Source organism: Actinomadura monticuli, assembly GCF_041463655.1.
GTDB lineage: Bacteria > Actinomycetota > Actinomycetes > Streptosporangiales > Streptosporangiaceae > Spirillospora > Spirillospora monticuli.
On sequence record NZ_JAXCEI010000017.1, the window covers coordinates 80,915 to 105,569 of the forward strand.

25 protein-coding genes and 1 pseudogene are annotated in these 24,655 nt (G+C 73.1%); 15 read left to right on the forward strand and 11 right to left on the reverse strand.

What is annotated here, in order from left to right; translation table 11 throughout:
* Positions 1–1,200 carry an ADP-forming succinate--CoA ligase subunit beta gene (sucC, locus tag SM611_RS30470; RefSeq protein ID WP_371953758.1) on the reverse strand — a complete coding sequence of 400 codons (1,200 nt, stop codon included), beginning with the start codon at positions 1,198–1,200 and terminating at the stop codon, positions 1–3.
* Positions 1,201–1,499: 299 nt separating this feature from the next.
* On the opposite strand from sucC, the gene SM611_RS30475 reads away from it, so the two are divergent.
* A complete protein-coding gene (locus SM611_RS30475) occupies positions 1,500–3,032 on the forward strand; it encodes a glycoside hydrolase family 15 protein (RefSeq protein ID WP_371953759.1) in 1,533 nt (510 codons plus the stop codon).
* Here the strand turns inward: SM611_RS30475 and SM611_RS30480 are convergent.
* A complete protein-coding gene (locus SM611_RS30480; RefSeq protein WP_371953760.1) occupies positions 3,029–3,592 on the reverse strand; it encodes a GNAT family N-acetyltransferase in 564 nt (187 codons plus the stop codon). The genes SM611_RS30475 and SM611_RS30480 overlap by 4 nt on opposite strands.
* Positions 3,593–3,643: 51 nt before the next feature.
* Here SM611_RS30480 and SM611_RS30485 point away from each other — a divergent pair, with 51 nt between their 5' ends.
* On the forward strand, positions 3,644–4,246 hold the full coding sequence (locus SM611_RS30485) for a TetR/AcrR family transcriptional regulator (protein ID WP_371953761.1): 603 nt from the start codon (positions 3,644–3,646) through the stop codon (positions 4,244–4,246).
* A 142-nt stretch (positions 4,247–4,388) separates the two neighbouring features.
* Here the strand turns inward: SM611_RS30485 and SM611_RS30490 are convergent, their stop codons facing one another.
* The 5 genes from SM611_RS30490 to dhaK form a co-directional block, all read right to left on the reverse strand.
* Entirely contained in the window at positions 4,389–4,730 is a 342-nt protein-coding gene (locus SM611_RS30490) for a DUF5713 family protein (RefSeq protein WP_371953762.1), read from the reverse strand.
* Entirely contained in the window at positions 4,730–7,024 is a 2,295-nt protein-coding gene (gene pcrA / locus SM611_RS30495) for a DNA helicase PcrA (RefSeq protein WP_371953763.1), read from the reverse strand. The genes SM611_RS30490 and pcrA overlap by 1 nt, the downstream gene beginning before the upstream one ends.
* A 151-nt stretch (positions 7,025–7,175) precedes the next feature.
* On the reverse strand, positions 7,176–7,562 hold the full coding sequence (gene dhaM / locus SM611_RS30500) for a dihydroxyacetone kinase phosphoryl donor subunit DhaM (protein WP_371953764.1): 387 nt from the start codon (positions 7,560–7,562) through the stop codon (positions 7,176–7,178).
* 1 nt (position 7,563) lies between these two features.
* Positions 7,564–8,187, reverse strand: a complete 624-nt coding sequence (dhaL, locus tag SM611_RS30505; protein ID WP_371953765.1) for a dihydroxyacetone kinase subunit DhaL — start codon at positions 8,185–8,187, stop codon at positions 7,564–7,566.
* On the reverse strand, positions 8,184–9,179 hold the full coding sequence (gene dhaK, locus SM611_RS30510) for a dihydroxyacetone kinase subunit DhaK (protein ID WP_371953766.1): 996 nt from the start codon (positions 9,177–9,179) through the stop codon (positions 8,184–8,186). The genes dhaL and dhaK overlap by 4 nt, the downstream gene beginning before the upstream one ends.
* A 59-nt stretch (positions 9,180–9,238) precedes the next feature.
* On the opposite strand from dhaK, the gene SM611_RS30515 reads away from it, so the two are divergent.
* The 4 genes from SM611_RS30515 to SM611_RS30530 all read left to right on the forward strand — a co-directional run bounded on the left by SM611_RS30515 (position 9,239) and on the right by SM611_RS30530 (position 12,587).
* Positions 9,239–10,195, forward strand: coding sequence for a nucleoside hydrolase (locus SM611_RS30515; RefSeq protein ID WP_371953767.1), 957 nt, complete (start codon positions 9,239–9,241; stop codon positions 10,193–10,195).
* A 170-nt stretch (positions 10,196–10,365) separates the two neighbouring features.
* Positions 10,366–11,049 (forward strand): PIG-L deacetylase family protein, encoded by a 684-nt coding sequence (locus tag SM611_RS30520; RefSeq protein ID WP_371953806.1) that lies wholly within the window; start codon positions 10,366–10,368, stop codon positions 11,047–11,049.
* A gap of 93 nt (positions 11,050–11,142) precedes the next feature.
* Entirely contained in the window at positions 11,143–11,598 is a 456-nt protein-coding gene (locus tag SM611_RS30525; protein ID WP_371953768.1) for an SRPBCC family protein, read from the forward strand.
* A gap of 89 nt (positions 11,599–11,687) precedes the next feature.
* A complete protein-coding gene (locus SM611_RS30530; protein WP_371953769.1) occupies positions 11,688–12,587 on the forward strand; it encodes a serine hydrolase in 900 nt (299 codons plus the stop codon).
* Between the two features lie 89 nt (positions 12,588–12,676).
* Here the strand turns inward: SM611_RS30530 and SM611_RS30535 are convergent, their stop codons facing one another.
* From SM611_RS30535 to SM611_RS30545, 3 genes are all read right to left on the reverse strand, one after another.
* A complete protein-coding gene (locus tag SM611_RS30535; RefSeq protein WP_371953770.1) occupies positions 12,677–13,426 on the reverse strand; it encodes a DUF4190 domain-containing protein in 750 nt (249 codons plus the stop codon).
* A gap of 113 nt (positions 13,427–13,539) precedes the next feature.
* The gene (locus SM611_RS30540) at positions 13,540–14,196 is read right to left on the reverse strand and encodes a LuxR C-terminal-related transcriptional regulator (RefSeq protein WP_371953771.1); all 657 of its coding nucleotides are present in this window, start codon (positions 14,194–14,196) and stop codon (positions 13,540–13,542) included.
* Positions 14,193–15,398, reverse strand: a complete 1,206-nt coding sequence (locus SM611_RS30545; protein ID WP_371953772.1) for an ATP-binding protein — start codon at positions 15,396–15,398, stop codon at positions 14,193–14,195. The genes SM611_RS30540 and SM611_RS30545 overlap by 4 nt, the downstream gene beginning before the upstream one ends.
* 140 nt (positions 15,399–15,538) lie before the next feature.
* Here SM611_RS30545 and SM611_RS30550 point away from each other — a divergent pair, with 140 nt between their 5' ends.
* From SM611_RS30550 to SM611_RS30560, 3 genes are all read left to right on the forward strand, one after another.
* Positions 15,539–16,837, forward strand: coding sequence for a PspC domain-containing protein (locus SM611_RS30550; protein WP_371953773.1), 1,299 nt, complete (start codon positions 15,539–15,541; stop codon positions 16,835–16,837).
* Positions 16,838–16,913: 76 nt separating this feature from the next.
* Positions 16,914–17,117: a hypothetical protein gene (locus tag SM611_RS30555; protein ID WP_371953774.1), complete on the forward strand. Its 204-nt coding sequence runs from the start codon at positions 16,914–16,916 to the stop codon at positions 17,115–17,117.
* Positions 17,118–17,196: 79 nt separating this feature from the next.
* A complete protein-coding gene (locus SM611_RS30560) occupies positions 17,197–17,901 on the forward strand; it encodes a TetR/AcrR family transcriptional regulator (protein ID WP_371953775.1) in 705 nt (234 codons plus the stop codon).
* A gap of 2 nt (positions 17,902–17,903) precedes the next feature.
* On the opposite strand, the gene SM611_RS30565 is transcribed toward SM611_RS30560, so the two are convergent.
* The gene (locus SM611_RS30565; protein WP_371953776.1) at positions 17,904–18,320 is read right to left on the reverse strand and encodes a cysteine dioxygenase; all 417 of its coding nucleotides are present in this window, start codon (positions 18,318–18,320) and stop codon (positions 17,904–17,906) included.
* A 425-nt stretch (positions 18,321–18,745) separates the two neighbouring features.
* Here SM611_RS30565 and SM611_RS30570 point away from each other — a divergent pair.
* The 6 genes and pseudogenes from SM611_RS30570 to SM611_RS30595 all read left to right on the forward strand — a co-directional run.
* Positions 18,746–18,856: pseudogene (locus tag SM611_RS30570) on the forward strand (peptidoglycan-binding domain-containing protein); the annotation flags it as partial.
* A gap of 187 nt (positions 18,857–19,043) precedes the next feature.
* Entirely contained in the window at positions 19,044–19,535 is a 492-nt protein-coding gene (locus SM611_RS30575) for a (2Fe-2S)-binding protein (RefSeq protein WP_371953777.1), read from the forward strand.
* Complete coding sequence (locus tag SM611_RS30580; protein WP_371953778.1) at positions 19,532–21,931, forward strand: xanthine dehydrogenase family protein molybdopterin-binding subunit; 2,400 nt, start codon at positions 19,532–19,534, stop codon at positions 21,929–21,931. Before SM611_RS30575 ends, SM611_RS30580 begins: the two co-directional genes overlap by 4 nt.
* Positions 21,928–22,782, forward strand: a complete 855-nt coding sequence (locus SM611_RS30585; protein WP_371953779.1) for an FAD binding domain-containing protein — start codon at positions 21,928–21,930, stop codon at positions 22,780–22,782. Before SM611_RS30580 ends, SM611_RS30585 begins: the two co-directional genes overlap by 4 nt.
* Before the next feature lie 164 nt (positions 22,783–22,946).
* A complete protein-coding gene (locus SM611_RS30590; RefSeq protein ID WP_371953780.1) occupies positions 22,947–23,780 on the forward strand; it encodes an SRPBCC family protein in 834 nt (277 codons plus the stop codon).
* Positions 23,781–23,903: 123 nt separating this feature from the next.
* Positions 23,904–24,605 carry a class I SAM-dependent methyltransferase gene (locus SM611_RS30595; protein WP_371953781.1) on the forward strand — a complete coding sequence of 234 codons (702 nt, stop codon included), beginning with the start codon at positions 23,904–23,906 and terminating at the stop codon, positions 24,603–24,605.
* Positions 24,606–24,655 lie beyond the last annotated feature (50 nt).

Here is a 24,655-nt window from a genome sequence, read left to right on the forward strand (position 1 = left end):
TCATGCACCTGCCGCTGCGAGTTCGGCGGCGCGCTCGGCCGCCGCGTCCATGGTGTCGACCTGCTGGACGCCGGGCAGCCCCGCGTCGCTGAGGATCTTGCGCCCGAGTTCGGCGTTGTTGCCGTCCAGCCGGACGACGAGCGGCCGGTCGACGGTCTCGCCGCGGTCGGCCAGCAGCTTGTAGGCGGAGACGATGCCGTTGGCGACGGCGTCGCAGGCGGTGATGCCGCCGAAGACGTTCACGAACACCGACTTGACGGCGGCGTCGGACAGGACGATCTCCAGCCCGTTCGCCATCACCTCGGCGGACGCGCCGCCGCCGATGTCGAGGAAGTTCGCGGGCTTCTGCCCCCCGCCCGCCTCCCCTTGCCCCTTCAGTTGCTCGCCCGCGTAGGCGACGACGTCCAGCGTGGACATGACCAGGCCGGCACCGTTGCCGATGATGCCGACGCTGCCGTCCAGCTTGACGTAGTTGAGGTCTTTGGCCTTGGCCGCGGCCTCCAGCGGGTCGGCGGCGGCCTTGTCCTCGAACTTGTCGTGCTCCTGGCGGAACCCGGCGTTGTCGTCCAGCGTGACCTTGCCGTCGAGGGCCTTCACCTGGCCGTCGGCGGTGAGGATCATCGGGTTCACCTCGACGAGGGAGGCGTCCTCGTCGGTGAACACGGCCCACAGCCGCTCGATCAGCTCGGCGGCGCCGTCGAGCGCCTCCTGCGGGAGGCGGCCCTGCTCGGCGATCTCGCGGGCCTTGGCCCGGTCGACGCCGTCCAGCGGGGACACCGGCACCATCGCCAGCCGGTCGTGCGGCACCTCCTCGATCTCCACGCCGCCCTCGACGGAGCAGATGGACAGGAAGGTGCGGTTGGCGCGGTCGAGCAGGAAGGAGAAGTAGTACTCCTGCGCGATCGCGCTCCCCTCCTCGATCAGGACCTTGTGGACCGTGTGGCCCTTGATGTCCATGCCGAGGATCTGACCGGCGAGCGTCTCCGCCTCGTCGGCCGTGTCGGCCAGCTTCACGCCGCCGGCCTTGCCCCGGCCCCCGGTCTTCACCTGGGCCTTGACCACGACCTTCTTGCTGCCCGCGGAGAACAGCTCCTCCGCGATGGCGCGTGCTTCCTGGGGAGTATGGGCGACCTTGCCGGTAGGCACCGGTACCCCGTACTCGGCGAAGAGTTCCTTCGCCTGATGTTCGAACAGGTCCACGAGGCGTCCTTAAACGGATCGACAGCCAAAGACCACACGAGTCGGCGATCTACACGGGTGTCCGTGCGGCCTGGACTCTGCGGTCCGCTCCGTCGACGCAGCCTAGTCAACCCGCCTTCGTGGTGATGCCGCCGGGTCCATATGTCACGGAGTGTCCACTCTAGAAGGCAAGTGTCACCGGGCGGCAGGTGTCTCCTCCTGAGGGGTGGGCACGAGTGGCCCGTGAGGAGGATGAACCAATTGACGTAGTTTGATGTACTTAATTCGCTGCGGTGGGATGCGGCAAAGGGGGCGAACGCATGGCGATGGCGGAGGAACGGGACACATCCATCACCGTCCCCGTCCCCGTCCCCGCGAGGCCGGTCCCGGCCGGCCCCGGCGGTACCGCGCCGCCGCCCCCGCCGATGCGGCCGAGGCCCGCGCGGCCATGGTCCCGCAGGCGGTCGGGCGCGCGCAAGATCCGCCGCACCGGCGCCCTCCTGCTCGTGGCCGCGCTCGTCGCGACCGGCGGCGCCAACGTGCCCGAACCGTCCAGCCCCGGCTGGGCGAGCCCCGGCCTCATCGGCGGGGGCGGCTGGCCGTTCGCCGGCGTCCCGCTCTCCCCCGAGCAGGCCGAGGGAGCCGCCTACCTGCCGGACAGCTCGGTCGTCCGGCTCGACGACGGGCGCGTCAGGCTCATCCCGTCCGGCGGCGACACCCCCATCACCGTGGACCGGTCCGATCCGCGGGTCGCCCGCGCCGTCCGGGCCGACAGCGCCTGGCTGGCCAAGGGCGCGGTCCCGACCGGCGGGCAGGGCGCCGCGTACCGCGACATGTCGGCGCGCGCGCTGCTCGACCTGCGGCTCCTCACCCGCCCGAACGGCGCCTCGCTCGCCTCCTGGTACACCAAGTGGCGGTACTGCTGGCCGCGCGACTCGGCGTTCACCGTCGCCGCGTTCAGCGTCACCGGCCACCCGTCGGAGGCCCGCCGCGTCCTGCGCTTCCTCGCCCGCGCGCAGAGCGACAACGGGATGTGGGCCGCGCGCTACAACGCCGACGGGACGGCGGTCGCCGACGGCCGCGCGCCCCAGCTCGACTCGCTCGGCTGGGTGCTGTGGGCGGCCTGGTTCTACCGCGCCCAGACCGGGTCCACGGACGACCTGCCGGACCTGTGGCCGATGGTGCGCCGCGCCGCCGACCACCTGGCCGGCTCGCTGGACGCCGAGGGCCTGCCGCCCGCCTCGTCCGACTACTGGGAGCGCGACCCGGGCCGCGAGCAGGACCCGCGGCGCCCCACGCTCGGCGTCGTCGGGCCCGTCCTCGCGGGGCTGCGGGCCGCCGGCGACCTCGCGCAGGGACGCGGCGAGACCGGCAAGGCGGCCGAGTGGCGGCATGCGGCGCAGCGCGTCGCCGACGCCGTGGACAGGCAGTTCGCGCCCTACGGCTACCCGCGCTCACCCATCCCCGGCGGGCTGATGGACACGTCCGTGACGTTCCTCGCGCCGCCGTTCGCGCCGTCCGACGCCGGTGTCACCGCCGCGATCCAGGACGCCGCGCGCAAGCAGGCGCTGCCGAACGGGGGCGTGCTGCCGGGCGAGCGCTGGTCCGGCACCCCGGACGTCGCCTGGACGCCCGAGACGGCCCTCTTCGGGCTGAACGCCGCCGCGTCGGGCCGCACGGACGAGGCGCTCGGCCGGCTCGGCTGGCTGTCCGCCCACCGCACGTCCCTCGGCGTCCTGCCGGAGAAGGTGAGCCCGAGCGGCAAGCCCGCGGGCCCGGCGCCCCTCGGCTGGACGGCCTCCCTGGTCCTGCTGACGCTCTCCGCCCTGGAACGCCCCCTCCCCGTCCCCTAAGAGTCCGCAGAGGCCGGCCCGGCCGGCCACTCCGCGGCGAGGACGGCCCAAACCTGGACGTCCCTGCGCTCTCCGTCCAGCGTGAACGCCTGCCGGTGGAGCCCCTCGCACGTCATGCCGAGCCGCCGCGCGACGGCCGCGCTGGCGGTGTTGCGCGGGTCGCAGAGCCACTCGACCCGGTGCAGCCCGCGCTCGCCGAACGCCCAGTCGATCATGTGGCGGACGGCTGCGGTCACCAGCCCGCGCCCCCGCGCCTCCGCCGCGAGCCACACGCCCGCCTCGCAGATGCCCCGCCCGGCGTCGAACGTCCGGAACAACGTGCCGCCCTGGAGGACGCCGTCCACCCAGATGCCGTAGATGCGCGCCGCGTCCCGCGCCTGCTTGTCGGCGTACGCCTGCAGGAACCGCCGGGCCGCCGGCTCGTCCACGACAGTCCCGGCGAACGGAATGTAGTCGCGGATGTCGGCGCGGACCCGGTCCACGTGCGCGGCGAACTCGGCCGCCCGCCACGGCTCCAGCGGCCGGAGCTCCGCGCCTTCGGCGAGCGTGAGAGCGAACATGGGGGCCTCCCAGGGGGTACGTACCGAACGTTTGTTATGTACCCTACGGGAATGCCCGCACGAGGTGACCACGAAGCCCGCCGCCGGGACGTGTCCGAGGCCGTCTGGCGCGTCCTCGCCGCCCGCGGCTTCGGCGGCCTCACCCTGCGCGCCGTCGCCACCGAGATGGACGCCTCCACCGGCCTGCTCACGCACTACTTCCCGAGCAAGAAGGCGCTGATCGCGCACGCCCTCGACCTCGCCGACGAGCGCACCGCGACCCGTCCCCTCCGCGACGCCCCCGCCCCCGGCCTGCCCGCCCTCCGCGCCGCGCTCCTCGACGTCCTCCCCCTGACCCCGGACGCCGCCGCCATGAACCGCGTCTGGGTCGGCTCCTGGGACGTCGCGCTCGCCGACCCCGACCTCGCGGCCCGCCAGAGGGACCGCTACGGCAGCTGGCGCGGCCGGCTCCGCCCGCACGTCGCGGCGGCCGTCGCGCGCGGCGAGCTGCCCGCCTCCAGCGACGTGGACGACGTCGTCGCGTCTGCCGCCGCCTTCGCGCACGGCCTCGTCGTCCACGCGCTCTTCGACCCGGCCCGGTTCCCCGCCGACCGCCAGACCGCCATGCTCGACGACTTCCTCGCCTCCCTCACTCCGGCCGTCCGGCCGGAATGAGGAAGCGCCCTGCTGGTACCGAGCCCGACCACGGCATCGTCCGCACCCGCGCGGAACTCCTGAACCAGGACGACCGGATCGTCCAGTCGACCCTCCCGATTACCTCCTGCAGACCGCCCGGTCTGAACGGCCCTGCGGGGGGTCACCAGTTGCGGGGCGCGATCAGCTCCTCGATGTCGGCGTCCGCGAAGCCGTACGCGGAGGCGACGAACCAGAACTCCATGGCGATGGCCTCCCTCGCGACGGTCTCGATCTCGCTGTCCGCCGCGACGAACTCCTCCTCCAGCGCGTTGAACTCCTCCGTGGCCGCGTGCGTGAGCGGGTACAGCGCCGCCAGATCGGCCGGCCGCTCCGCCTCGATCCGCTCGCAGAGCCGCAGCAGGATCGCCCGGCCCTGGTCGACGAGGCGGGCCGGGTAGTAGTCGTCCGCGTACATCTCCTTGAGGAACGCGCGGTCGTTCACCTGCTCGTTGGCCGGCGCCATCAGAGCTTCTCGATGGTCGCGAAGCGCAGCACGAGGGTGCGGACGCCGTACTCGCCGCCGAAGTCGACGCTGGCCTTCTCGCCCCGGTCGTAGACGGAGACGACGGTGCCGAGCCCGAAGGCGTCGTGGGTGACCTTGTCGCCCGGCGCGAGCGACGGGACGGCGCGGTTGCCGGGCGAGCGGGTGCCCGGCCGCTCGGCCATCCGGGCCATCGCCGGGGTGGACGCCGAGGACGCCTCCCGCTCCCATTCGACGAGGTTCCTCGGGACCTCGCCGAGGAACCGGGACGGCGGGTTGACCTGGGGCGCGCCCCACGAGCTGCGCATCGCGGCGCGGGACACGTAGAGGCGCTGCCGGGCGCGGGTTATGCCGACGTAGGCGAGGCGGCGCTCCTCTTCGAGTTCCTTGGGGTTGCTCATGGCGCGCAGGTGCGGGAAGACGCCGTCCTCCATGCCGGTGAGGAACACGACCGGGAATTCGAGGCCCTTGGCGGTGTGCAGGGTCATCAGGGTGACGACGCCCTGGTCGGTCTCCTCGGGCTGCTCGCCCGGGGGGACGGGGGCGCCCTTCGCGCCGCCGGGGATGGAGTCGGCGTCGGCGACCAGGGCGACCTGCTCCAGGAACTCGGGGAGGCGTCCCTCGGCGGATTCGCCGTCGAGGCGCTCCTCGAACTCGCGGGCGACGGCCTCCAGTTCGTGGAGGTTCTCGACGCGGGTCTCGTCCTGCGGGTCCTTGGAGTTCTGGAGCTCCTCCAGGTAGCCGCTGGCCTTGAGGATCTCGGCGACGAGGTCGGCGGGGGTGAGCGTCTCGGCGGCCGTGCGCAGCTCGTCCAGCAGGGCGACGAACTCGCGGACGGCGTTGATCGAGCGGGTCGCCATGCCGGGGACGTCCTCGGGGACGCGGAGCGCCTGCCAGAACGAGATGCGCTCGCGGGACGCGTACGCCTCGACGCACGCCTCGGCGCGGTCGCCGATGCCGCGCTTGGGGACGTTCAGGATGCGCCGCAGGGAGACGGTGTCCTCGGGGTTGGCGAGGCAGCGCAGGTAGGCGAGCGCGTCGCGGATCTCCTTGCGCTCGTAGAACCGGACGCCGCCGACGACCTTGTAGGGCAGCCCGACCCGGATGAACACCTCTTCGAAGACACGCGACTGGGCGTTGGTGCGGTAGAACACGGCGACGTCGCCGGGACGGGCGTCGCCGTCGTCGGTGAGCCGGTCGACCTCGTGGGCGACGAACGCGGCCTCGTCGTGCTCGTTGTCGGCCACATAGCCGGTGATCTTGTGGCCCTCGCCCTGGTCGGACCACAGCTTCTTCGGCTTGCGGTCGGCGTTGCGCTCGATCACCGCGTTGGCCGCCGACAGGATGGTCTGGGTGGAGCGGTAGTTCTGCTCCAGCAGGATGGTGGTGGCGTCCGGGTAGTCGCGCTCGAACTCCAGGATGTTGCGGATCGTCGCGCCGCGGAACGCGTAGATCGACTGGTCGGCGTCGCCGACGACGCACAGCTCGGCCGCGCCGACCCCATCGACCTGCTCCTCCCGGGGGGACGACCCCTCAGGAACCGTGATGGGGGCCGTCAGCTCGCGCACCAGCTCGTACTGCGCGTGGTTCGTGTCCTGGTACTCGTCGACGAGGACGTGCCGGAACCGGCGCCGGTAGTGCTCGGCGGCCTCCGGGAAGACCTGCAGCAGGTTGACCGTCATCATGATGAGGTCGTCGAAGTCCATGGCGCCGGCCTGCTGGAGCCGCGCCTGGTACATCTCGTACGCCTCGGCGAGCGTCTGCTCCATGTGCGTCGACGCCCGCTCCTTGAACGTCTCGTAGTCGATCAGCTCGTTCTTCAGGTTCGACACCTGGGCGCTGAACGACTTCGGCGGGTACCGCTTCGGGTCGAGGTCGAGCTCGCGGCAGACGAGCGCCATCAGCCGGTTCGCGTCGGCCTGGTCGTAGATCGAGAAGCTCGTCGGGAAGCCGAGCCGCTTGGCCTCGCGGCGCAGGATCCGCACGCAGGCGGAGTGGAACGTCATCACCCACATGGCGCGCGAGCGCGGCCCGACGAGGGCGTCGACGCGCTCCTTCATCTCGGCGGCGGCCTTGTTGGTGAACGTGATCGCCAGGATCTGGCCGGGGTGCACGCCTCGCTCGCCGAGCAGGTGCGCGATGCGGTGGGTGAGCACCCGGGTCTTGCCCGAGCCGGCGCCCGCGACGATCAGCAGGGGGCCGCCGGAGTGCACGACGGCGGCGCGCTGCTGCGGGTTGAGGCCATCGAGCAAGGGGTGAGCTTCGGTCTTCGACATCACGTGCGAGTCTACGGCGCGGCGCGGACGTTTTCGGCGCGTCCGCGAGTCCCGGCCCGGCGGCGGGATGCGGACGGGCGCGCGGTCACGGGCCGATCGGCGCCGGGCCGGCCGCCGGCGGGCCGGGCGGCGGGCCGGGCCCGCCGCCCGCTCAGCCCGTCTTGCGGTGGTCGCGGGCCGACTCGGCGGCGGCGTGCACGGCCGCGAGGCCGGCGCCCGTCGCGGCCATGGACGCGGCGGCGACCGCGCCCTCGACCAGCGGCGCGTCCGCGAGCAGGACGCGGTCGCCGGCCGCGTCCTCGATGAGCATCTTCGCGGTGAGGACGGAGCTGCCGAGGTCGGCGAGCAGCACGACGCCGTCGCCCCCGTCGGCCGCCGCGACGGCCTGCTCGACGAGGTCGATGCTGGTGCCGAGCCGTCCCTCCGAGTCGCCCCCGGCGGGCTCGACGACGGCCTTGCCGACTCCCATCTCGCGGGCGACCTCGGCGGCGCCCTCGGCGAGCGTCCGGCTGTGCGAGATGATGACGATCCCGACCATCTCAGCCCTCCCCCGCCACGTCGGCCAGCGCGCGCAGCACGAGCGCGGTGGACGAGGCGCCCGGGTCCATGTGCCCGACGCTGCGCGGCCCGAGGTAGCTGGCGCGGCCCTTGCGCGCCTGCATCGGGACGGTGTCGTCGGCGCCCTTGGCGGCGGCGTCCGCGGCGGCGCGCACGCAGCCGGCGAGGCCGGAGCCGTCCGCCAGCGCCGCCTCGTAGGCCGCGACGGCGGGCGCCAGCGCGTCGACCATCGTCTTGTCGCCCTCGACGGCCTTCCCGAGGTCCTGGACGCCGTCGAGCGCGGCCTTCAGCGCGGTGCCGAGCCCGGCGGCGTCCACGTCCCGCGCGTCGCCGAGCGCCTTGCCCGCGCGGCGCAGCGCCGTCCCGTAGAGGGGCCCGGACGCGCCGCCGGTCTTGGACACGATCGCGCGCCCGGCGGCGATCAGCACCTTGCCGGGCGGGGCGTCGCCGGGGAGCGCGCCGACGGCGGCGCGGAAGCCGCGGTCCAGGTTGTGGCCGTGGTCGCCGTCGCCGATGGCCGCGTCCAGCCGGGTGAGCCGCTCGGCGTCGGCGGAGACGAGGTCCGCCGCGTGCCGGATCCAGGAGGCGAGGCCCTCGCCGTTCACCGGCCCCACCGCAGCCCCGGCGTCTCGACCGGCGCGTCCCACAGCCGGGTCAGCTCGGGCGTCACCCGGCACACGCTGATCATGCAGCCGGCCATCTCCAGGCTCGTCACGTACGGCCCGACCAGGCGGCGGACGACGCTCGCGCCGTGCCCGTCCAGCCACTCGGCCGCCGCCGCGTAGGCGACGTACTGCTCGATCAGGGGGGTGCCGCCCATGCCGTTCACCAGCACCAGCACCTCCGACCCGGCCAGCGGCATGTCCGCGTCGATCGCGCTCAGCGAGGCGTCCACGATCTCCGCCGCGGTGCCGGCCTTGACGCGCTCGCGGCCCGGCTCGCCGTGGATGCCGACGCCGAGCTCCATCTCGTCCTCGCCCAGCTCGAACGTGGGCGTCCCGGCGGCCGGGACGGTGCAGGGCGACAGCGCGACGCCGAACGACCGGCTGCGCTCGTTCACCTCCCGCGCCACCGCCGCGACGGCGTCCAGCGCGGCGCCCTCCTCGGCGAGCGCGCCGGCGATCTTCTCGGCGAACAGGGTGGCGCCCGTGCCGCGCCGCCCCGCCGTGAACGTGCTGTCCTCGACGGCGACGTCGTCGTCGACGATGACGGAGGTGACCGCGATGTCCTCGTCCTCGGCCAGCTCGGCGGCGAGCTGGAAGTTCATGACATCGCCGGTGTAGTTCTTCACCAGGTGGAGGACGCCCGCGCCGCCGTCCACCGCCATCGTCGCCGCGATGATCTGGTCGGGCACCGGGGAGGTGAACACCTCGCCGCAGCAGGCGGCGTCCAGCATGCCGTGGCCGACGAACCCCGCGTGCAGCGGCTCGTGACCGGACCCGCCGCCCGACACCAGGGCGACCTTCCCGCCGCGCGGCGCGTCCGCCCGCACCACGGTGCCGTTCTCCGGGTCGACCCTCAGTTCCGGATGCGCGGCGGCCAGTCCGCGCAGCGCGTCGGAGACCACGTCCGCCGGGGCGTTGATGAGTTTGCGCATGCTCATGCTCTACCCCGGCGCGACGCCACGTCCCCAGGCCCGATCGATAGGTTGCGTCCGTGACGAATGGACCCGTGTTCCTGTACGACTGCGACACCGGCATCGACGACGCGATGACGCTGCTCTACCTGGCCTCCCTCGTGCGCGCGGGCGAGGCGGAACTGGTGGGCGTCGGCACCGTGCACGGCAACGTCGACCCGCTGACCGGCGCGCTGAACACGCTGCGCGTCCTGGAGGCCGCCGGCGTCACGGAGGGCGTCCCCGTCGCGGTGGGAGCGGCCCGGCCGATGGCGCAGGACGTCCACTACGCGCTGGACTGGCACGGCACGGACGGCCTCGGCGACACGCACCTCCCCGACCCGGCGGGACGTCCCGTCGCCGAGTCCGCGCCGGCGCAGATCGTCCGGCTGGCCCGCGAGCGGCCCGGCGAGCTGACGCTGCTGGCGACCGGCCCGCTGACGAACCTGGGCGCGGCGCTGCTGCTGGACGGCGAGCTGCCGTCCCTGGTCCGCGAGGTCGTCGTCATGGGCGGCGCCTTCGACCACCCAGGCAACATCACCACGCACGCCGAGGCGAACATCTGGCACGACCCGGAGGCCGCCGACCTGGTGTTCGCGGCGGACTGGCCGGTCGTGCTGGTGCCGCTGGACGCCACGCACCCGACCGCCGTCCACGACGACTGGCTCGACCGGCTCGGCGCCCACGACTCGCCCGTCGCCCGGTTCGCCGCGCGCATCCTGAAGTTCTACGAGGACGCCTACACGCCGACGCTGAAGCGCCGCGGCGCCGTCATCCACGACGCGCTCGCCGCGATGCTGGCGGTCGACCCGGCTCTCGGCGAGTACGCGCACCGTCCCGTCCGGGTGGAGCTGCGCGGGGACCTGACGCGCGGCACGACGGTGTGGGACGCGCGGTCGCTGCCCGCCGAGGACGTCCGCCGCCCGGTCAGGATCGCCGTCGGCAGCGATGTGCGAGCGTTCCAGGACCGCCTGCTCGCGGCCCTCACCTCGTTCTGACAGCGGTCGCGCGTGCACGCGATCGGGGGGATCGCACCGGATGTTCGCGGGGATTTCTTGATCTTCACGTGCCGCGGGGCCTGTCGAGCTGCTTTCCAGACCTTATTGTTGAAAGCGTGACCAACGTTCTCGTTCTGGACGACGGCAATCTGCAGCGGATCCTCGTCGTGATGGCGCATCCCGACGACGTCGACTTCGGCGCGGCCGGGACGGTGGCGGGCTGGACGGACCGGGGCATCGAGGTCGCCTACCTGATGGTGACCGACGGCGACGCCGGCGGCTTCGACGACGACGTCTCCCGCGAGGAGATGGCGGCGCTGCGCCGGGAGGAGCAGCGCGCGGCGGCCAAGTGCGTCGGGGTGAGCGACGTCCGGTTCCTCGGCTATCCGGACGGGCGGGTCGAGGCCACGCTGGACCTGCGCCGCGACATCGCCCGGGTCATCCGGCAGGTCCGGCCGGACCGGGTGCTGATGCCGAGCCCGGAGCGCAACTACGACCGGATCTACCCGAGCCATCCCGACCACCGGGCGGTGGGCGCGGCCGCGCTCGACGCCGTCTACCCGGACGCCCGCAACCCGTACGCGTTCCCGGAGCTGCTGGCCGACGAGGGCCTGGAGGCGTGGACGGCGCGGGAGGTGTGGACCACCGGCGGGCCCGTCGTGAACCACTACGTCGACATCACCGACCGCTTCGAGCGGAAGGTGAACGCGCTGCGCGCGCACGCGAGCCAGACCGGGCACATGGGCGACGGGCTGCCGGAGATGCTGCGCGGCTGGCTGGGCGCCAACGCCGCGGCGGCGGGCCTGCCCGCGGGACGTCTCGCCGAGTCGTTCCAGGTGGTCAACACCGCCTGATTTTTCGGTCACCGTATAAATACGGCTACTCACAAGCCGTAATTGGCTCGGATTCGGGCATGTACCCCATGTGACAGAACACGGGGGGTTGTCATGCCGCATGAGGTCGAGGCCACCGCCACGTCCCGCGCCGAACCGGAAGTGATCTTCAAGCATCTGTGCCTCGCGGAGGCCTGGGGCGAATGGGGCGGCTTCTGGATCCGCGCGACGCGCGAGGCCGACGGGACCGAGCACCGGAACGGCGTCGGGGCCGTCCGGACCGTCCCGCCCTGGCGCGAGGAGGTCGTGGCGTGGGACCCGCCGCGGCACTACGGGTACGTCGCGCTCGCCGGTCCGCCGCGGCGCCGCGTGCGGGCGGACGTCACGCTGGAGCCCTGCCCCACGGGGACGCTGATCCGCTGGCGCGGCGAGATCGACGGGTTCCCGGGCAGCGGGCCGTTCACGCGGGCGGCGCTGCGCCGCCGCTTCGGGTCGTACGCGCGCCGGGTCGCGTGGCACTCCGAGCGCTGCGAGCCCGGCTGCCCCGCCCGCCTTCCGGGCGTGCTCTAACGCGCACGCAAGCCGTTCACGCGGGGGCGCCGGCCCCCGGGACCGGCACGTCCTGATCATCACGGGTCGCAACGAATTCGGGGGGATCGATGCGGCGTCATGTCATCGTGCTCGCCTTGGCCGCGGGCGCCACCGGGGCGGGGCTCACCGCCCACCAGCTCATCTCGGACGCACCGGCCCGCAGGAGGGGCGCGGTCGTCGTAGCGACCGAATCGATCGCGGCCGGACGGGGAGCCGCCCTGGTCCGGGCGCCGACCCGGCCGTTCGAACCGGCCGCGTTGCGCCAGGCCGTCCGCGCCTACCTCGACACGCGTCCGGGCGAGGCCGGGGTCATGGCGGCCGACCTGCGCACCGGGCTGTCCTTCGGGGAGAACGAGAAGGGCCGGTTCGTGACCGCCAGCATCATGAAGGTCGACATCCTGTCGAGCCTCGTCCTGCAGCGGCAGCGCGACCGCAGCGCCCTGACCGCGGGCGAGCGGCAGCTGGCCGAGCCGATGATCCGCGAGAGCGACAACCACGCGGCGGACGCCCTCTACTCGGCGGCCGGCGGCGCGAGCGGCGTCAGGAAGGCCAACAGGAGCTTGGCCCTGAAGAACACGACACCGTTCCCCGGTTCGTGGGGTTCGTCCCTGACGACCCCCGCCGACCAGGTGCGCCTGCTCAAGAACCTGGTGTCGGACAAGAGCCCCATCAAGGCGCCGGGCCGCCGCTACATCCTGGGCCTGATGGGCTCCGTCCTGGACGAGCAGGCGTGGGGCGTCAGCGCGGCGGCGCGTCCGGGCGAGAGGGTCGCGCTGAAGAACGGCTGGACGCCCGTCCGCCACCAGGGGCAGGGCTGGGCGGTGAACAGCATCGGCCGCGTCACCGGCCGGGATCACGACTTCGTCATCGCGGTGTGCAGCGGGGAGAGCCCGACGATGGAGGCGGGCGTGTCGACGGTCGAGCACGTCGCCGAGATGGTCGTGAGCACCATGCGCGACTCGCACTGACGACGGCGTTCGGGTCGTGGTTCGGGCACCGCGGTGAGGGGTGCCCGGGGCCCGGGCGGCGGGCCGGCCGCCCGGCGGACGCCGGAACGTCAGCGCGCCAGCGGCCGGGTGAGCTTCGTGCCCTCGTTCGCGGCCACCGCGACGCAGGTGACGGACCGGTCGCCCGACCGCCACGACTCGTCGGTCGGGTAGTAGTAGGAGTTCGCGAGGCTGTTCGCCGCCGGGTCGCGGCTGATCCGCGACCGGGTGCGGATCTTGCAGCCGTCCGACGCCCGCTGCCGCAGCTGCGACTCCGGCGGCATCGTCAGGCCCGACAGCCGGAAGACCGCCATCACCTCGCCGTCGTGCGGCGACGTGCACGGGACGATCTTGACGCTCTCGACCTCGACCGGCTCGGCGGTGGACGGGGCGGACGCGGTCGTGTTGTCGTTGATGCAGTCGCCGACCTTCATCTTCTGCGCGTCCACCTCCTTGGGCTTGGTCCGGGTGGCGCTCGGCGCGGCCCCCGATCCGCCGGAGGAGTCGCTGTTCGCGGCGATCACGCCGATGGTGATGCCGGCGGCGATCCACAGGCAGGACAGGATGATGCCGGCGACCGCGAAGCCGCGGCCCCGGTCGCCGGTGCGGCCGATCTGCCCCAGCGAGATCGCCCCGAGGATGATCCCGACGACGCCGAAGCAGCCGAGCAGCCCGGTGACGAAGGCCGCGATGGCCAGGCCGTTGGTCTTGCCGCCGCCGTGGGGGGAGCCGTAGCCAGGGCCGGGCGGCGCCGGCGGAGGCGCCGGGGGATACGGCCCTTGCGGACCCGGATATCCGGATCCGGGGGGAGGATATGTCATGGCCAGCGACTGTATCGGCCACTGATACCGGTTCTATCCGAAACGACCGTTCAGCGAGCCGACCGTTATCAACCGGGCCGCCACCCGCGCCGGCCGGAGACGCGCGCCGGACGTTACACGAGCCGGCGGGCCGCCGCCCAGCGCGACAGCTCGTGCCGGTTCGACAGCTGGAGCTTCCGCAGCACGCTGCTCACATGCGTCTCCACCGTCTTCACGGAGATGAACAGCTCCTTGGCGATCTCCTTGTAGGCGTAGCCGCGCGCGATCAGCCGCAGGACGTCCCGCTCCCGCTGGGTGATCTGGTCGAGCTCGGGGTCCACGGCCGGGACGTCGGACGCGGCGAACGCGTCCAGCACGAACCCGGCGAGGCGCGGCGAGAACACGGCGTCGCCCTCCGCGACCCGGCCGATCGCGTCCGTCAGCTCCGGACCGGAGATCGTCTTGGTGACGTAGCCGCGCGCCCCGCCGCGCACGACCCCGATCACGTCCTCGGCGGCGTCCGACACCGACAGCGCGAGGAACTTGGACGTGACGGCGCCGTGCAGCCGGCGCAGCACCTCGATGCCCCCGCCGCCGGGCAGGTGGACGTCCAGCAGCACCACGTCCGGCCGCGTCCCGCGGATCACCGCGACCGCCTCGTCCACGTCGCCCGCCTCGCCGACGATCTCGACGCCGCCGCCCAGCTCCGCCTTGACGCCGGTCCGGAACATCTGGTGGTCGTCGACCAGCACGACCCGCTTCAACGCCTCGCTCATGCCGTCCTGGCTCATGATGTCTTGATCTCCAGCCGCACTTCCGTGCCCTCGCCCGGCGCCGTGCGGACGGTCGCCTTGCCGCCGTTGCGCTCCATACGTCCGATGATGGACCCCCGGACGCCCATCCGGTCCGCCGGGACCTGGTCGAGGTCGAATCCCTTGCCGCGGTCGCGGACGAAGATGGCGACCTCGTCGTCCGCCACCTCCGCGTACACCGACACCGACGGCGCCTCCGCGTACTTGGCGGCGTTCACCATCGCCTCCCGCGCCGCCTGCAGCGCCGCGCCGAGCCGCTCGTCCAGGGCCGTGTCGCCCACGCAGACGACCTCGATCGGCACGCCGTGGTCGTCCTCGACCTCTCCGGCGGCCTCCCTGATCGCGGCGGCGAACGTCCGGTCGGGGTCGGCGCGCGGCTGGTAGAGCCACGTCCGCAGCGTCCGCTCCTGGGACCGGGCGAGCCGCTGCACCTCCCGCGTGTCGTGCGCGTTCCGCTGGATCAGCGTCAGCGTGTGCAGCACCGAATCGTGGATGTGCGCGGCCAGCTCGGCGCGCTCCTGGGAGCGGATGCGCTCGTGCCGCTCGGCGTCCAGGTCCTGCCAGAGCCGCACCACCCACGGCGTCACGATCACCGCGACCCCGGTCAGGATGATCAGCATGGCGATGATCACCGAGCGCGCCTGGGCCGCCTCCACGTTCTGCACGACGACTCCGCCGATGCCGCCGACCACCAGCAGCAGGCCCATCAGGCTGCGCAGCCAGCGCTGCCGGAGCGGCAGCGTCCACCGCTGCCGCTGGTCGCGGTCGGCCTGCTGCCACAGGATCGCGGCGCCGACGCCGCCGACGACGAACGGCCACAGCGCCCACTGGACGACCCCCGCCGCGCCCCACGGCAGCACCGCGAGGCCCAGCGTGACCGCCGCGTAGGCGAGCAGCTGGCCCCAGTCGCGGCCGCGCAGCCGACCGGCCGCGCCGTCCGCCCCCGCCGCCGCGTCCTTCTCCGGCGCGGGCACGAGGATCCAGAACGCGGCGTACGCGGCGACGCCGAGCCCGCTCGCCAGCGTCAGCAGCACGAACGCGGCCCGGACGATCAGCACGTCCACGCCCAGATGCAGGGCCAGGCCGCGGCACACGCCGGCCACGAGCCTGCCCTCGGCGGCGCGCTCCAGCGCGGGCGGCCGCGGCGGCGCCTCCGGCCGCTCCACCGTCTCCTGGCTCACCGCCGCCCTCTCCTCGGTACTCCCACGTCATCGATCGTCACACGCCCGCGACCGAACCGCATCAGGGACGTACCCCGGACCCGGCTCAGGGTCGGTTCAGGGACGTCCCCGATACCGCTCGCGGGCCGCGGGAGGCGACGATGGCAGGCATGGACGGGATGGCGGGCATGGACGGCGAGCAGAAGACCCGGGAACGGACGGGCCAGGGCTACCGGCGGCTGGCGCGGGACGCCGACCGGCGGCTGCTCACCGGCGTGTGCACCGGCCTCGGCCGCTACACCGGCATCGACCCCGTCATCTTCCGCGTGGGTTTCGCGATCCTGGTCCTGGCGCACGGGCAGGGCATCTTCCTCTACATCGCGGCGGCGCTGCTGATGCCCGCGAGCCCCGGCGAGTCGTCGCTCGCGGAGCAGCTCTTCAAGCGGTGGTTCGACGCGGCGGCCGTCCTGTCGATCCTCGGCGCGCTGCTGTGCGTCGGCGTCACGCTCACGCTGTTCGGCGGGGCCTACACCGACGCGATCGCCGTCCTGGTGGTGTTCGGGCTGGTGCTGCTGGTCGCGCGCTCACGGGGCGTCGACCTGGTGGCGGCGGCGCGGGCCGTCCCCGAGCGGCTCGCGGGGCATCCGCCGGAACCGTCGGCCGCGTGGACCCGGTCGGAGGACGTCATCGTCGGCGGCGTGTCCCTCTACAAGAAGGACGCCTCCGCGCGGACGCCGGCGGGCGGGGGGCTGCCGCCCGGCATGATCGACCTGGCCGAGTACTCGGCCACCCGCGCCGACGCCCTGGCCGGCGACGCCCCGGCGACGCGGCGCGAGGACCGGTGCGGCGACGGCCGGGCGCCGGCGGCCACGATCACGCTGCTGGCCGCGATGGCCGCCGGCGCCGCGATGATCCCCGTCGCGAAGGGGTACCCGGCCCCCGACTCCTGGATGATCGTCATGGCGCCCGCGCTCGCGGTCGTCGGGCTCGGGCTCGTCGTCGGCGGCTGGTTCCGGACGCGCGGCCTCGCCACGGTGGGGACCCTGCTGACCCTCGGCCTGCTGACGACGACGGTGGTGGGCGACATGCCGCAGAACGCCGAGTACGGGGACGTCGACTGGCGTCCCACCGACGCGTCCCAGACGCACCAGACCTACAAGATCGGTGTCGGCCAGGGCGACCTCGACCTCACCGCGCTCACGCTGGCGCCGGGCCAGCACGTCACAATCCACGCGCAGGTCGGCGTCGGCGGGATCGCCGTCACGGTGCCGCCCGCCGCCCGCGTCATGGTGGACGCGCGCATCGCGCTCGGCGACCTGCGCGTCCAGCACCGGACCACCAGCGGCCCGAAAGTCCGGGTCACCCAGGTCCTCGAACCGGAGTCGCTCGGCGCCGATCCGCCGGTGATCGAGTTGCGGATACGCGGCAAGGTCGGAGACGTGGACGTGCACCGTGCCTAGTCCGAGCAAAGCACCTGGTCCAAACAGAGCGCCTAGTCCGAACAAAGCGCCTGACCGAGACGAGGCTGGGGGGAAGATGGCGAAGCGATACCGGTTCGACCCGGCGGGCCCGGTGACCGGGCTGTTCTTCCTCGTCCTCGCGGGGCTGTTCCTCGCGGAGGGCCTGGCGGAGGATCCCGTCGTGTCCGTGACGGTGCTCGCCCCGGTGGTGCTGATCGGCCTCGGCCTCGTCGGGACCGTCCGGGTGCTGACCCGCTCGCGCCGCCGCAACCTGCGCTGACCGGCCCCGACCGCGCCTCCCCTTGCCCCCGGGACGGGAAGTAGTGTGATCCCGACGGCAGGTGACGGAGCGAGGTTCGATGTCAGGGCACACCGGGACGCCGGAGGCGGGCTGCACGGAGGTGCTGCCCGGATCCCGGTCCGCGCTCGATCCGGGCCGCGCCATCAAACCCGGACGGCACGGCCTGTCCCCCGAGACGGTCGCCGGCATCCAGCGTGAGCGGCTGATCGACGCGCTCGTCCAGGTCGCCTCCGAGCGCGGGTTCGCGCACACCACGATCAGCCGGGTCACCGAGGGCGCGGGCGTCACCAAGAAGACGTTCTACGCGCACTTCCCCGACCTGGACGCGTGCTTCCTCGCCGCCTACCAGCGCGGCATGGACATCCTGCTCGGCCGCATGACGCGGGCCTACGACTCGGCCGCGACCTGGCCGGACGGGATCCACGCGGCGCTGCGGACGCTGCTCGTCGCGCTGGCCCGCGAGCCCCGGTTCGCGCGGGTGTCGCTCGTCGAGGCGAACGCGGCGGGCCCGCGGGTCCGGCAGGCGCGCATCGCCAACCTGGCCCGGTTCCGCGCCTTCTTCACCGGCCCGTCCCTGCCGCCGGTCCCGGTCGCCGTGGTGGACGCGATCGTCGGCGGCATCTACAGCGCGATCCACGTCCAGATGGAGACGGGCGACGCCGACGAGCTTCCGTCGCTGCTGCCGTCGCTGACGTATTTCGCGCTGCTGCCCCTGATCGGCCGGGAGGGCGCGGCGCCCTACCTCACCGACGAGCCCGGCTGATCTCAGCGGGCGTGCAGGCTGACGGCGAAGGCCGGACCCGGGTTCGTCAGCGCCTGCGGGCCGCCGTGCACGCGGATCCGGTTGGCGCGCAGCGGCCGCTCGGTGACGCCGCGCTCGGTGATCGTGACGACGGCCAGTTCGCCCGCGACGAGGGTGCTGACGCCCCCGTGGACCGTCCCGCCGTGGCCGGGCGGCCACATCGTCAGCGAGCACCCGGGCAGCGTCGCCTCGTCCAGCGGGACGTCGAGCGGCCGGTCGGCGTCGAACCGGACGAGCCGCCACCACTCGTCGGGACGTCCGGCCAGGTCACGGACGCGGGCGGCGAGCTGCCCGACGGTCGGGGGGCCGGCGGCGATCGCGCGGTCGTGCGGATCGTCCTGGCCGCGCATGGTGAGATCGGGAACCACGGAGAGGTCCACGGGAAGAGGTCCTTCGTGTACGGGTGTCGGCCGGAATGAACGGGTTCAGCGACAACACGAAGGACACAGCGCGCTGGCCACGCGGCGCAGGGCCACGGGGCTGTCGGTCGACAGGCGCTCGGTCACGGAACCAAGAAGACACTCCGTCACCGACGATTGTCAAACCGGCGGCGCGCCGCCGGGCGCGCGGGCGGGTCAGCGGCTGAGGAGCACGTAGACGATTCCGCTCAGGACGAGCGTGACGATCAGCGAACCGAGGCATCCGAGCCGCGACGAGAAGAAGAGGAACATAGGCGGGGACCTACCCCCGAATCCCCTGTTATCGCCGGGCGGCCAGTGGCGGACGTGCGCCCGTCTGACCTGGTGGAGAGGGTGTGCGCACGATTGGGTGTGTTATGACGCGGATATAGGAGAGGACCGGCACGTTCGACGCCGCGACCGAGGCGGCCGTGAAGGCGGTCCAGCGGTGGGGCGGCGTCGACGACGACGGCATCGTCGGTCCCATGACCTGGTCGGTTCTCCTTCGCGTGCACTAGCCGCCATCCTTCCCCCACACGTCGTTAAATAAGCGGCGTAAAGGGCTAGTACGGCATTCAACCGCGTCGTAGGTTCGTAGGGTCGCTTCCACGGAGGTGGCCCCGATGACGTGGCCTGACCAGCGAGCCCCGCCCTGGGGACGTCTCTTCTCCATGTCCACCCCGAGACGTCCCTGGGAGAGAACGCATGCCACGTATCCGTGTCGAGGTCGATGGAGCGACGTACGAGGACGACGTCGAACCGCGCCTCCTTCTCATCCACTATCTGCGCGAACGGCTGGGAAAGGTCGGGACCCCCGTCGGGTGCGACACCAGCAACTGCGGAGCCTGCACCGTCCTGATGGACGGCATGAGCGTGAAGAGCTGCTCCGTGCTCGCCGTCCAGGCGGACGGCCGTGACGTCACGACCGTCGAGGGCCTCGGCGCCGGCGGCGCCCCGCATCCGATGCAGACGGCCTTCCACGAGGAGCACGCGCTCCAGTGCGGCTACTGCACACCCGGCATGATCATGGCGTCGATCGACCTGCTGCGGGAGAACCCCGACCCGTCCGAGGAGGAGGTCCGGGAGGGCCTGGAGGGCAACCTGTGCCGGTGCACGGGCTACCAGAACATCGTCAAGGCGGTGCGGCGGGCGGCGAGCGAGATGCGCGAGCCCGCCGGACAGGAGGTGACGCCGTGACCGTGCAGGAGGTCGGCAGCCCGCGCAGGCGGTCGGAGGACGCCCGGCTCATCACCGGGCGCACCCGGTGGACCGACAACATGACCCCGGCCGGGACGCTGCAGGTGGCGTTCCTGCGCAGCCCGTACGCGCACGCCAAGATCACTGACATCGACGTGTCGCAGGCGAAGCGGAGCCCCGGCGTGGTCGCCGTGCTCACCGGCCGGGACCTCGCCGACGAGCAGGGCTCGCTGCCGTGCGCGTGGGTCGTGACCGAGGACATGAAGCACCCGGACCACCCGCCCATGGCGGTGGACGAGGTGCGCTACGTCGGTGAGCCCGTCGCGTGCGTCGTGGCCCGCGACAAGGCCGCCGCCGTCGACGCCCTTGAGGAGATCGACGTCGACTACGAGCCGCTGTCCGCCGTGGTGGACATGGAGGCGGCACTTGCCGAAGGCGCCGACCTCGTCCACGACGACCTCGGGACGAACAAGTCCTACACGTGGGTGTTCGAGAACGGGGATCTCGACGCCGCGATGAGGGACGCGCCGGTCGTCATCGAGCGCCGCTACGTCCAGCAGAGGCTCATCCCCACGGCGATGGAGCCGCGGTCGGTCCTGTGCGTCCCGGAAGGGGACGAGTTCACGCTGTACTCGGCCACGCAGATCCCGCACATCCTGCGGTTGATGCTGGCCACGGTCACCGGCATCCCCGAGCACCGGCTCCGGGTCGTCGCCCCGGACGTCGGCGGCGGTTTCGGCTCCAAGCTGCAGGTGTACGGGGAGGAGGTCATCGCGCTGCTGCTGGCCCGCAGGCTGGGCCGCCCGGTCAAGTGGTCGGAGACGCGCAGCGAAGGCAACATGACCGTCCACCACGGACGCGACCAGATCCAGCGGCTCACGCTCGCGGCGGAGCAGGACGGCCGCATCCGCGGTCTCAAGGTGGACCTGCTCGCCGACATGGGGGCGTACCTCATGCTGGTCACGCCCGGCATCCCGCTGCTGGGCGCGTTCATGTTCAACGGCATCTACAAGATGGACGCCCTGTCGTTCACCTGCACGGGCGTCTTCACGACGAAGGTGCCCACGGACGCGTACCGGGGCGCGGGCCGTCCGGAGGCCACGTACGCGATCGAGCGGCTGATGGACGAGCTGGCCGCCGAACTGGGCATCGACCCCATCGAGGTGCGGCGCCGCAACTGGATCAAGCACGAGGAGTTCCCGTACGAGACGATCGCGGGCCTCACCTACGACTCCGGTAACTACGAGGCGGCGACGGACAAGGCCCTGGAGCTGTTCGAGTACGACAAGCTCCGCGCCGAGCAGGCCGACAGGCGCGACCGGCAGGATCCCGTGCAGCTCGGCATCGGGGTGTCCACGTTCACGGAGATGTGCGGGCTCGCCCCGTCCCGCGTGCTGGGCTCGCTGTCGTACGGCGCCGGCGGGTGGGAGCACGCGGCGGTGCGCGTGCTGCCGTCCGGCAAGGTCGAGGTGGTCACGGGTTCGTCCGCGCATGGGCAGGGCCACGAGACGGCCTGGGCGCAGATCACCGCGGACAGGCTCGGTGTCCCGTTCGAGGACGTGAAGGTCCTGCACGGCGACACGGCGATCTCGCACAAGGGGATGGACACGTACGGTTCCCGTTCCCTGGCCGTGGGCGGGGTCGCGTTGTTCTCCGCTTGCGAGAAGGTCGTCGACAAGGCCCGCAAGGTCGCGGCGCACCTGCTGGAGGCGTCCGAGCAGGACCTGGAGTTCAGCGGCGGACGGTTCAGCGTCCGCGGTGTCGAGCAGGAGGGCAAGACGCTGCAGGAGGTCGCGCTGGCCGCGTTCGCCGCGCACGACCTGCCGGAGGGCATCGAACCCTCGCTGGACTCCGACGCCACGTTCGACCCTGACAACTTCTCCTTCCCGCACGGCACGCACCTGTGCGCCGCCGAGGTCGACACGGAGACGGGGATGGTGAAGATACGCAAGTACGTGGCCGTCGACGACGTCGGCAAGGTCGTCAACCCGCTCATCGTGGAGGGCCAGGTCCACGGAGGGCTCGCGCAGGGCATCGCCCAGGCGCTCTACGAGGAGGCCGTGTACGACGCCGACGGCAACCTGACGACGACCACCATGGCCGACTACCTGATCCCGTCGGCGATGGACCTGCCCACGTTCACGACCGACCGCACGGAGACGCCCGCGACGTCCAACCCCATGGGCGTGAAGGGCGTCGGGGAGGCGGGCACGATCGCCTCCACCCCGGCGGTGGTGAACTCCATCGTGGACGCGCTGCGCCCGCACGGCGTCAAGGACGTGCCGATGCCGTGCACGCCCGAACGCGTCTGGCGCGCCCTGCGCGGGGAGGCGAAACCGGCCGCCGCCGAACCGGGCGCGGGCGGCGGGCTCGGATCGGCCGGAGGTGACCAGTGATCCCCGCGACGTTCGACTACGTGCGGCCCGCCTCGCTGGACGACGCCGTCAGGGCGCTGTCCGACGCGGGCGAGGACGCGAAGGTGCTGGCCGGCGGGCAGAGCCTGATGCCGCTGCTGCGGATGCGGCTCGCCATCCCGGACGCGCTGATCGACCTCGACCGGGTCGGCGGGCTCCGCGAGATCCGCGACGACGGCGACGCGATCGTGATCGGCGCGATGGCGACCCACCACCAGGTGATCCGCGACCCGCTGGTGCGCGAGCACGTCCCGCTGATCGCGGAGACCACGGAGACGGTCGCCGACCCGGCCGTCCGGCACCGCGGCACGTTCGGCGGGTCGCTGGCGCACGCCGACCCGGCGGGCGACCTCCCGGCGGTCGCGCTGGCGCTGGACGCGGTGTTCCTCGTCCGGTCCGTGCGCGGCGAGCGGGAGATCCCCGCGTCGGAGTTCTTCGTCGACTGGATGACGTCGGCGATGGAGGCGGACGAGCTGCTCGTGGGCGTCCGCGTACCGAAGCTGGGTGCGGGCTGGGGCGTGCACTACGAGAAGTTCCATCGGACGGCGCAGGCGTGGGCGATCGTGGGCGTCGCGTGCGCCGTCCGCCGCGACGGGGACCGGATCGAGGACGCGCGCGTCGCGCTGACCAACATGGGCCCGGCGCCCGTGCGGGCCGGCGCGGTGGAGGTCGCCGTCAAGGGCGGGGCGGCGTCCGAGGACGCGTTCCGGACCGCCGCCGCGCAGGCCGCAGCCGGCACCGAACCGCCCACCGACCTGCACGGGTCGTCGGAGTACCGGACGCATCTCGCGACGGTGCTCACCGCGCGGGCGCTGGCCGCCGCCGCGGGCTGAGGCGATCCGCAGGGCATGCGGCCGGGTCCCGTCGCCCCGGGATCCGGCCGCATGATCGCCGCGCCGCCGGGTAACCGACCCCTGTCGGGGGTGCCCCACTGGCGGCGGGACGGGCGACCACCGTAGGGTCGCGGCAAGTTCTCCGGACGATAAGGACTTTGATCATGGAGCTCGACCACGATTTCACCGTCCCCGTACCGGTGGATCAGGCCTGGTCGGTGCTGCTCGACGTGGAGCGCGTCGCGGCGTGCATGCCGGGCGCCACGCTCGACTCGGTCGAGGGCGGGGAGTACTCGGGCCGGATGAAGGTCAAGGTCGGCGCGATGACCATCACCTACCGCGGCACCGCGCGGATCGTCTCGGCGGACGAGTCGGCCCGGGTCGTGACGCTGGAGGCGTCCGCGAAGGAGGCGCGCGGCTCCGGGACGGCGTCGGCGACCGTCCAGGCGAGGCTGCACGAGCAGGGCGACGGCACCACGCGGGTCGCCGTGCACACCAAGCTGAACGTGACGGGACGTCCGGCGCAGTTCGGCCGCAACATCCTGTCCGAGGTCGGCTCGAAGATCATTTCGCGGTTCGCGAAGGCGCTGGAGACCGAGCTGGAGACGTCCGGCGGAACCGCCGCCGCGCCCGCCGAGAGCCCCGCGCCCGCTGAGCCCGCCGAGGCCGTGAAGCCGGAGCCGGCGGCCAAGACCGGGGCGGCAGCGGAACCGGTCGACAAGCCCGGCCCGGTGAAGGCCACGGAGGAGGCCGCCGCCAGGGCCGAGGCCGCGGTGCCCGCCACCGAGCCCGCCACCGAGCCCGCCGCAGCGTCTTCCGCCGCGGTGCCGGAGCGTCCCGCGCGGCGGCCACTGCACGTCGCGGACGAGGACGACGCGATCGACCTGCTGGAGGTCGCGGGCCCGTCGGTCGTGAAGCGGGCCGTCCCGGCGCTGGGCGGCGCCGTCGCGCTGCTGCTGGCCGTCCGCTTCCTCGTCCGGCGGCGCCGCAAGCGCTGACGCGGCGGCCTGGAGCACAGGACGTCCTGGAGCACAGGGCGGGGGTCAAGCGCGGGTCAACGATCCGCCCGCGGACGGCGGCGACGGTGGAACGGGCCGCCGCCGATGCCGTCGGGTTGTCCCGTGGACACCATCGAGCTTGAGCGGATCGCGCGGATCGAGAACGACAACTGGTGGTACCGCGAGCGGCGGGAGATCCTGTCCGCGGAGCTGCTGCGGTTCAGCGTGCCCGGGACGGCCGTCGACATCGGCGCGGCGTCCGGGACGGGCTGCCGGGTCCTCACCGAGCACGGCTGGCGGGCGACGGGCGTCGACCTGAGCCCGGACGCGGTCGCGCTGGCGCGCGCGCACGGCGTCGAGGCCTATCTGGGCGACGCCCGCTTCCTGCCGCTTCCCCCGTGCGCGTACGACCTGGCGCTGGCGCTGGACGTCCTGGAGCACATCGAGGACGACGCGCGGGCCGCGGCGGAGATCACCCGAGTGCTGCGGCCGGGCGGGATCGCGCTGGTGTCCGTGCCGTGCGACATGGCGCTGTGGTCGGCGCACGACGTGGCGCTCGGCCGCGTCCGCCGCTATACCCGCCGCGCGCTGACCGAACTGCTGGAGGGCGCGGGGCTGGTGCTGGAGGCCGTGTGGGGCAGGGGCGTCCTGCTGCGCCCGCTGCTGCGGCGCGTCAGGCACCGGACGGCGCGCCGCGAGGACCTCGCGCCGCTGCATCCGCTCGCCAACGAGGCGCTGCGCGTCTCCGCCGCGCTGGAGCGCCGCCTCCCGCTGTCCGGCTGCCCGGGCGTGTGGCTGTGGGCGCGGGCCCGCCGCCCCGGCTGACCCCCCGTTGACCTGCGGCGTGTTGTTGTTATGGGCCGCCGGATGACAAC

Coding starts and splice junctions, on each gene's coding strand:
- SM611_RS30475 (WP_371953759.1), top strand. CDS start 1,500: ATGGCGATGGCGGAGGAACGGGACACATCCATCACCGTCCCCGTCCCC.
- SM611_RS30480 (WP_371953760.1), bottom strand. CDS start 3,592: ATGTTCGCTCTCACGCTCGCCGAAGGCGCGGAGCTCCGGCCGCTGGAG.
- SM611_RS30485 (WP_371953761.1), top strand. CDS start 3,644: ATGCCCGCACGAGGTGACCACGAAGCCCGCCGCCGGGACGTGTCCGAG.
- SM611_RS30490 (WP_371953762.1), bottom strand. CDS start 4,730: ATGGCGCCGGCCAACGAGCAGGTGAACGACCGCGCGTTCCTCAAGGAG.
- pcrA (WP_371953763.1), bottom strand. CDS start 7,024: ATGTCGAAGACCGAAGCTCACCCCTTGCTCGATGGCCTCAACCCGCAG.
- dhaM (WP_371953764.1), bottom strand. CDS start 7,562: ATGGTCGGGATCGTCATCATCTCGCACAGCCGGACGCTCGCCGAGGGC.
- dhaK (WP_371953766.1), bottom strand. CDS start 9,179: ATGCGCAAACTCATCAACGCCCCGGCGGACGTGGTCTCCGACGCGCTG.
- SM611_RS30520 (WP_371953806.1), top strand. CDS start 10,366: ATGGCGCATCCCGACGACGTCGACTTCGGCGCGGCCGGGACGGTGGCG.
- SM611_RS30525 (WP_371953768.1), top strand. CDS start 11,143: ATGCCGCATGAGGTCGAGGCCACCGCCACGTCCCGCGCCGAACCGGAA.
- SM611_RS30530 (WP_371953769.1), top strand. CDS start 11,688: ATGCGGCGTCATGTCATCGTGCTCGCCTTGGCCGCGGGCGCCACCGGG.
- SM611_RS30535 (WP_371953770.1), bottom strand. CDS start 13,426: ATGACATATCCTCCCCCCGGATCCGGATATCCGGGTCCGCAAGGGCCG.
- SM611_RS30540 (WP_371953771.1), bottom strand. CDS start 14,196: ATGAGCCAGGACGGCATGAGCGAGGCGTTGAAGCGGGTCGTGCTGGTC.
- SM611_RS30550 (WP_371953773.1), top strand. CDS start 15,539: ATGGCAGGCATGGACGGGATGGCGGGCATGGACGGCGAGCAGAAGACC.
- SM611_RS30555 (WP_371953774.1), top strand. CDS start 16,914: ATGGCGAAGCGATACCGGTTCGACCCGGCGGGCCCGGTGACCGGGCTG.
- SM611_RS30560 (WP_371953775.1), top strand. CDS start 17,197: ATGTCAGGGCACACCGGGACGCCGGAGGCGGGCTGCACGGAGGTGCTG.
- SM611_RS30575 (WP_371953777.1), top strand. CDS start 19,044: ATGCCACGTATCCGTGTCGAGGTCGATGGAGCGACGTACGAGGACGAC.
- SM611_RS30590 (WP_371953780.1), top strand. CDS start 22,947: ATGGAGCTCGACCACGATTTCACCGTCCCCGTACCGGTGGATCAGGCC.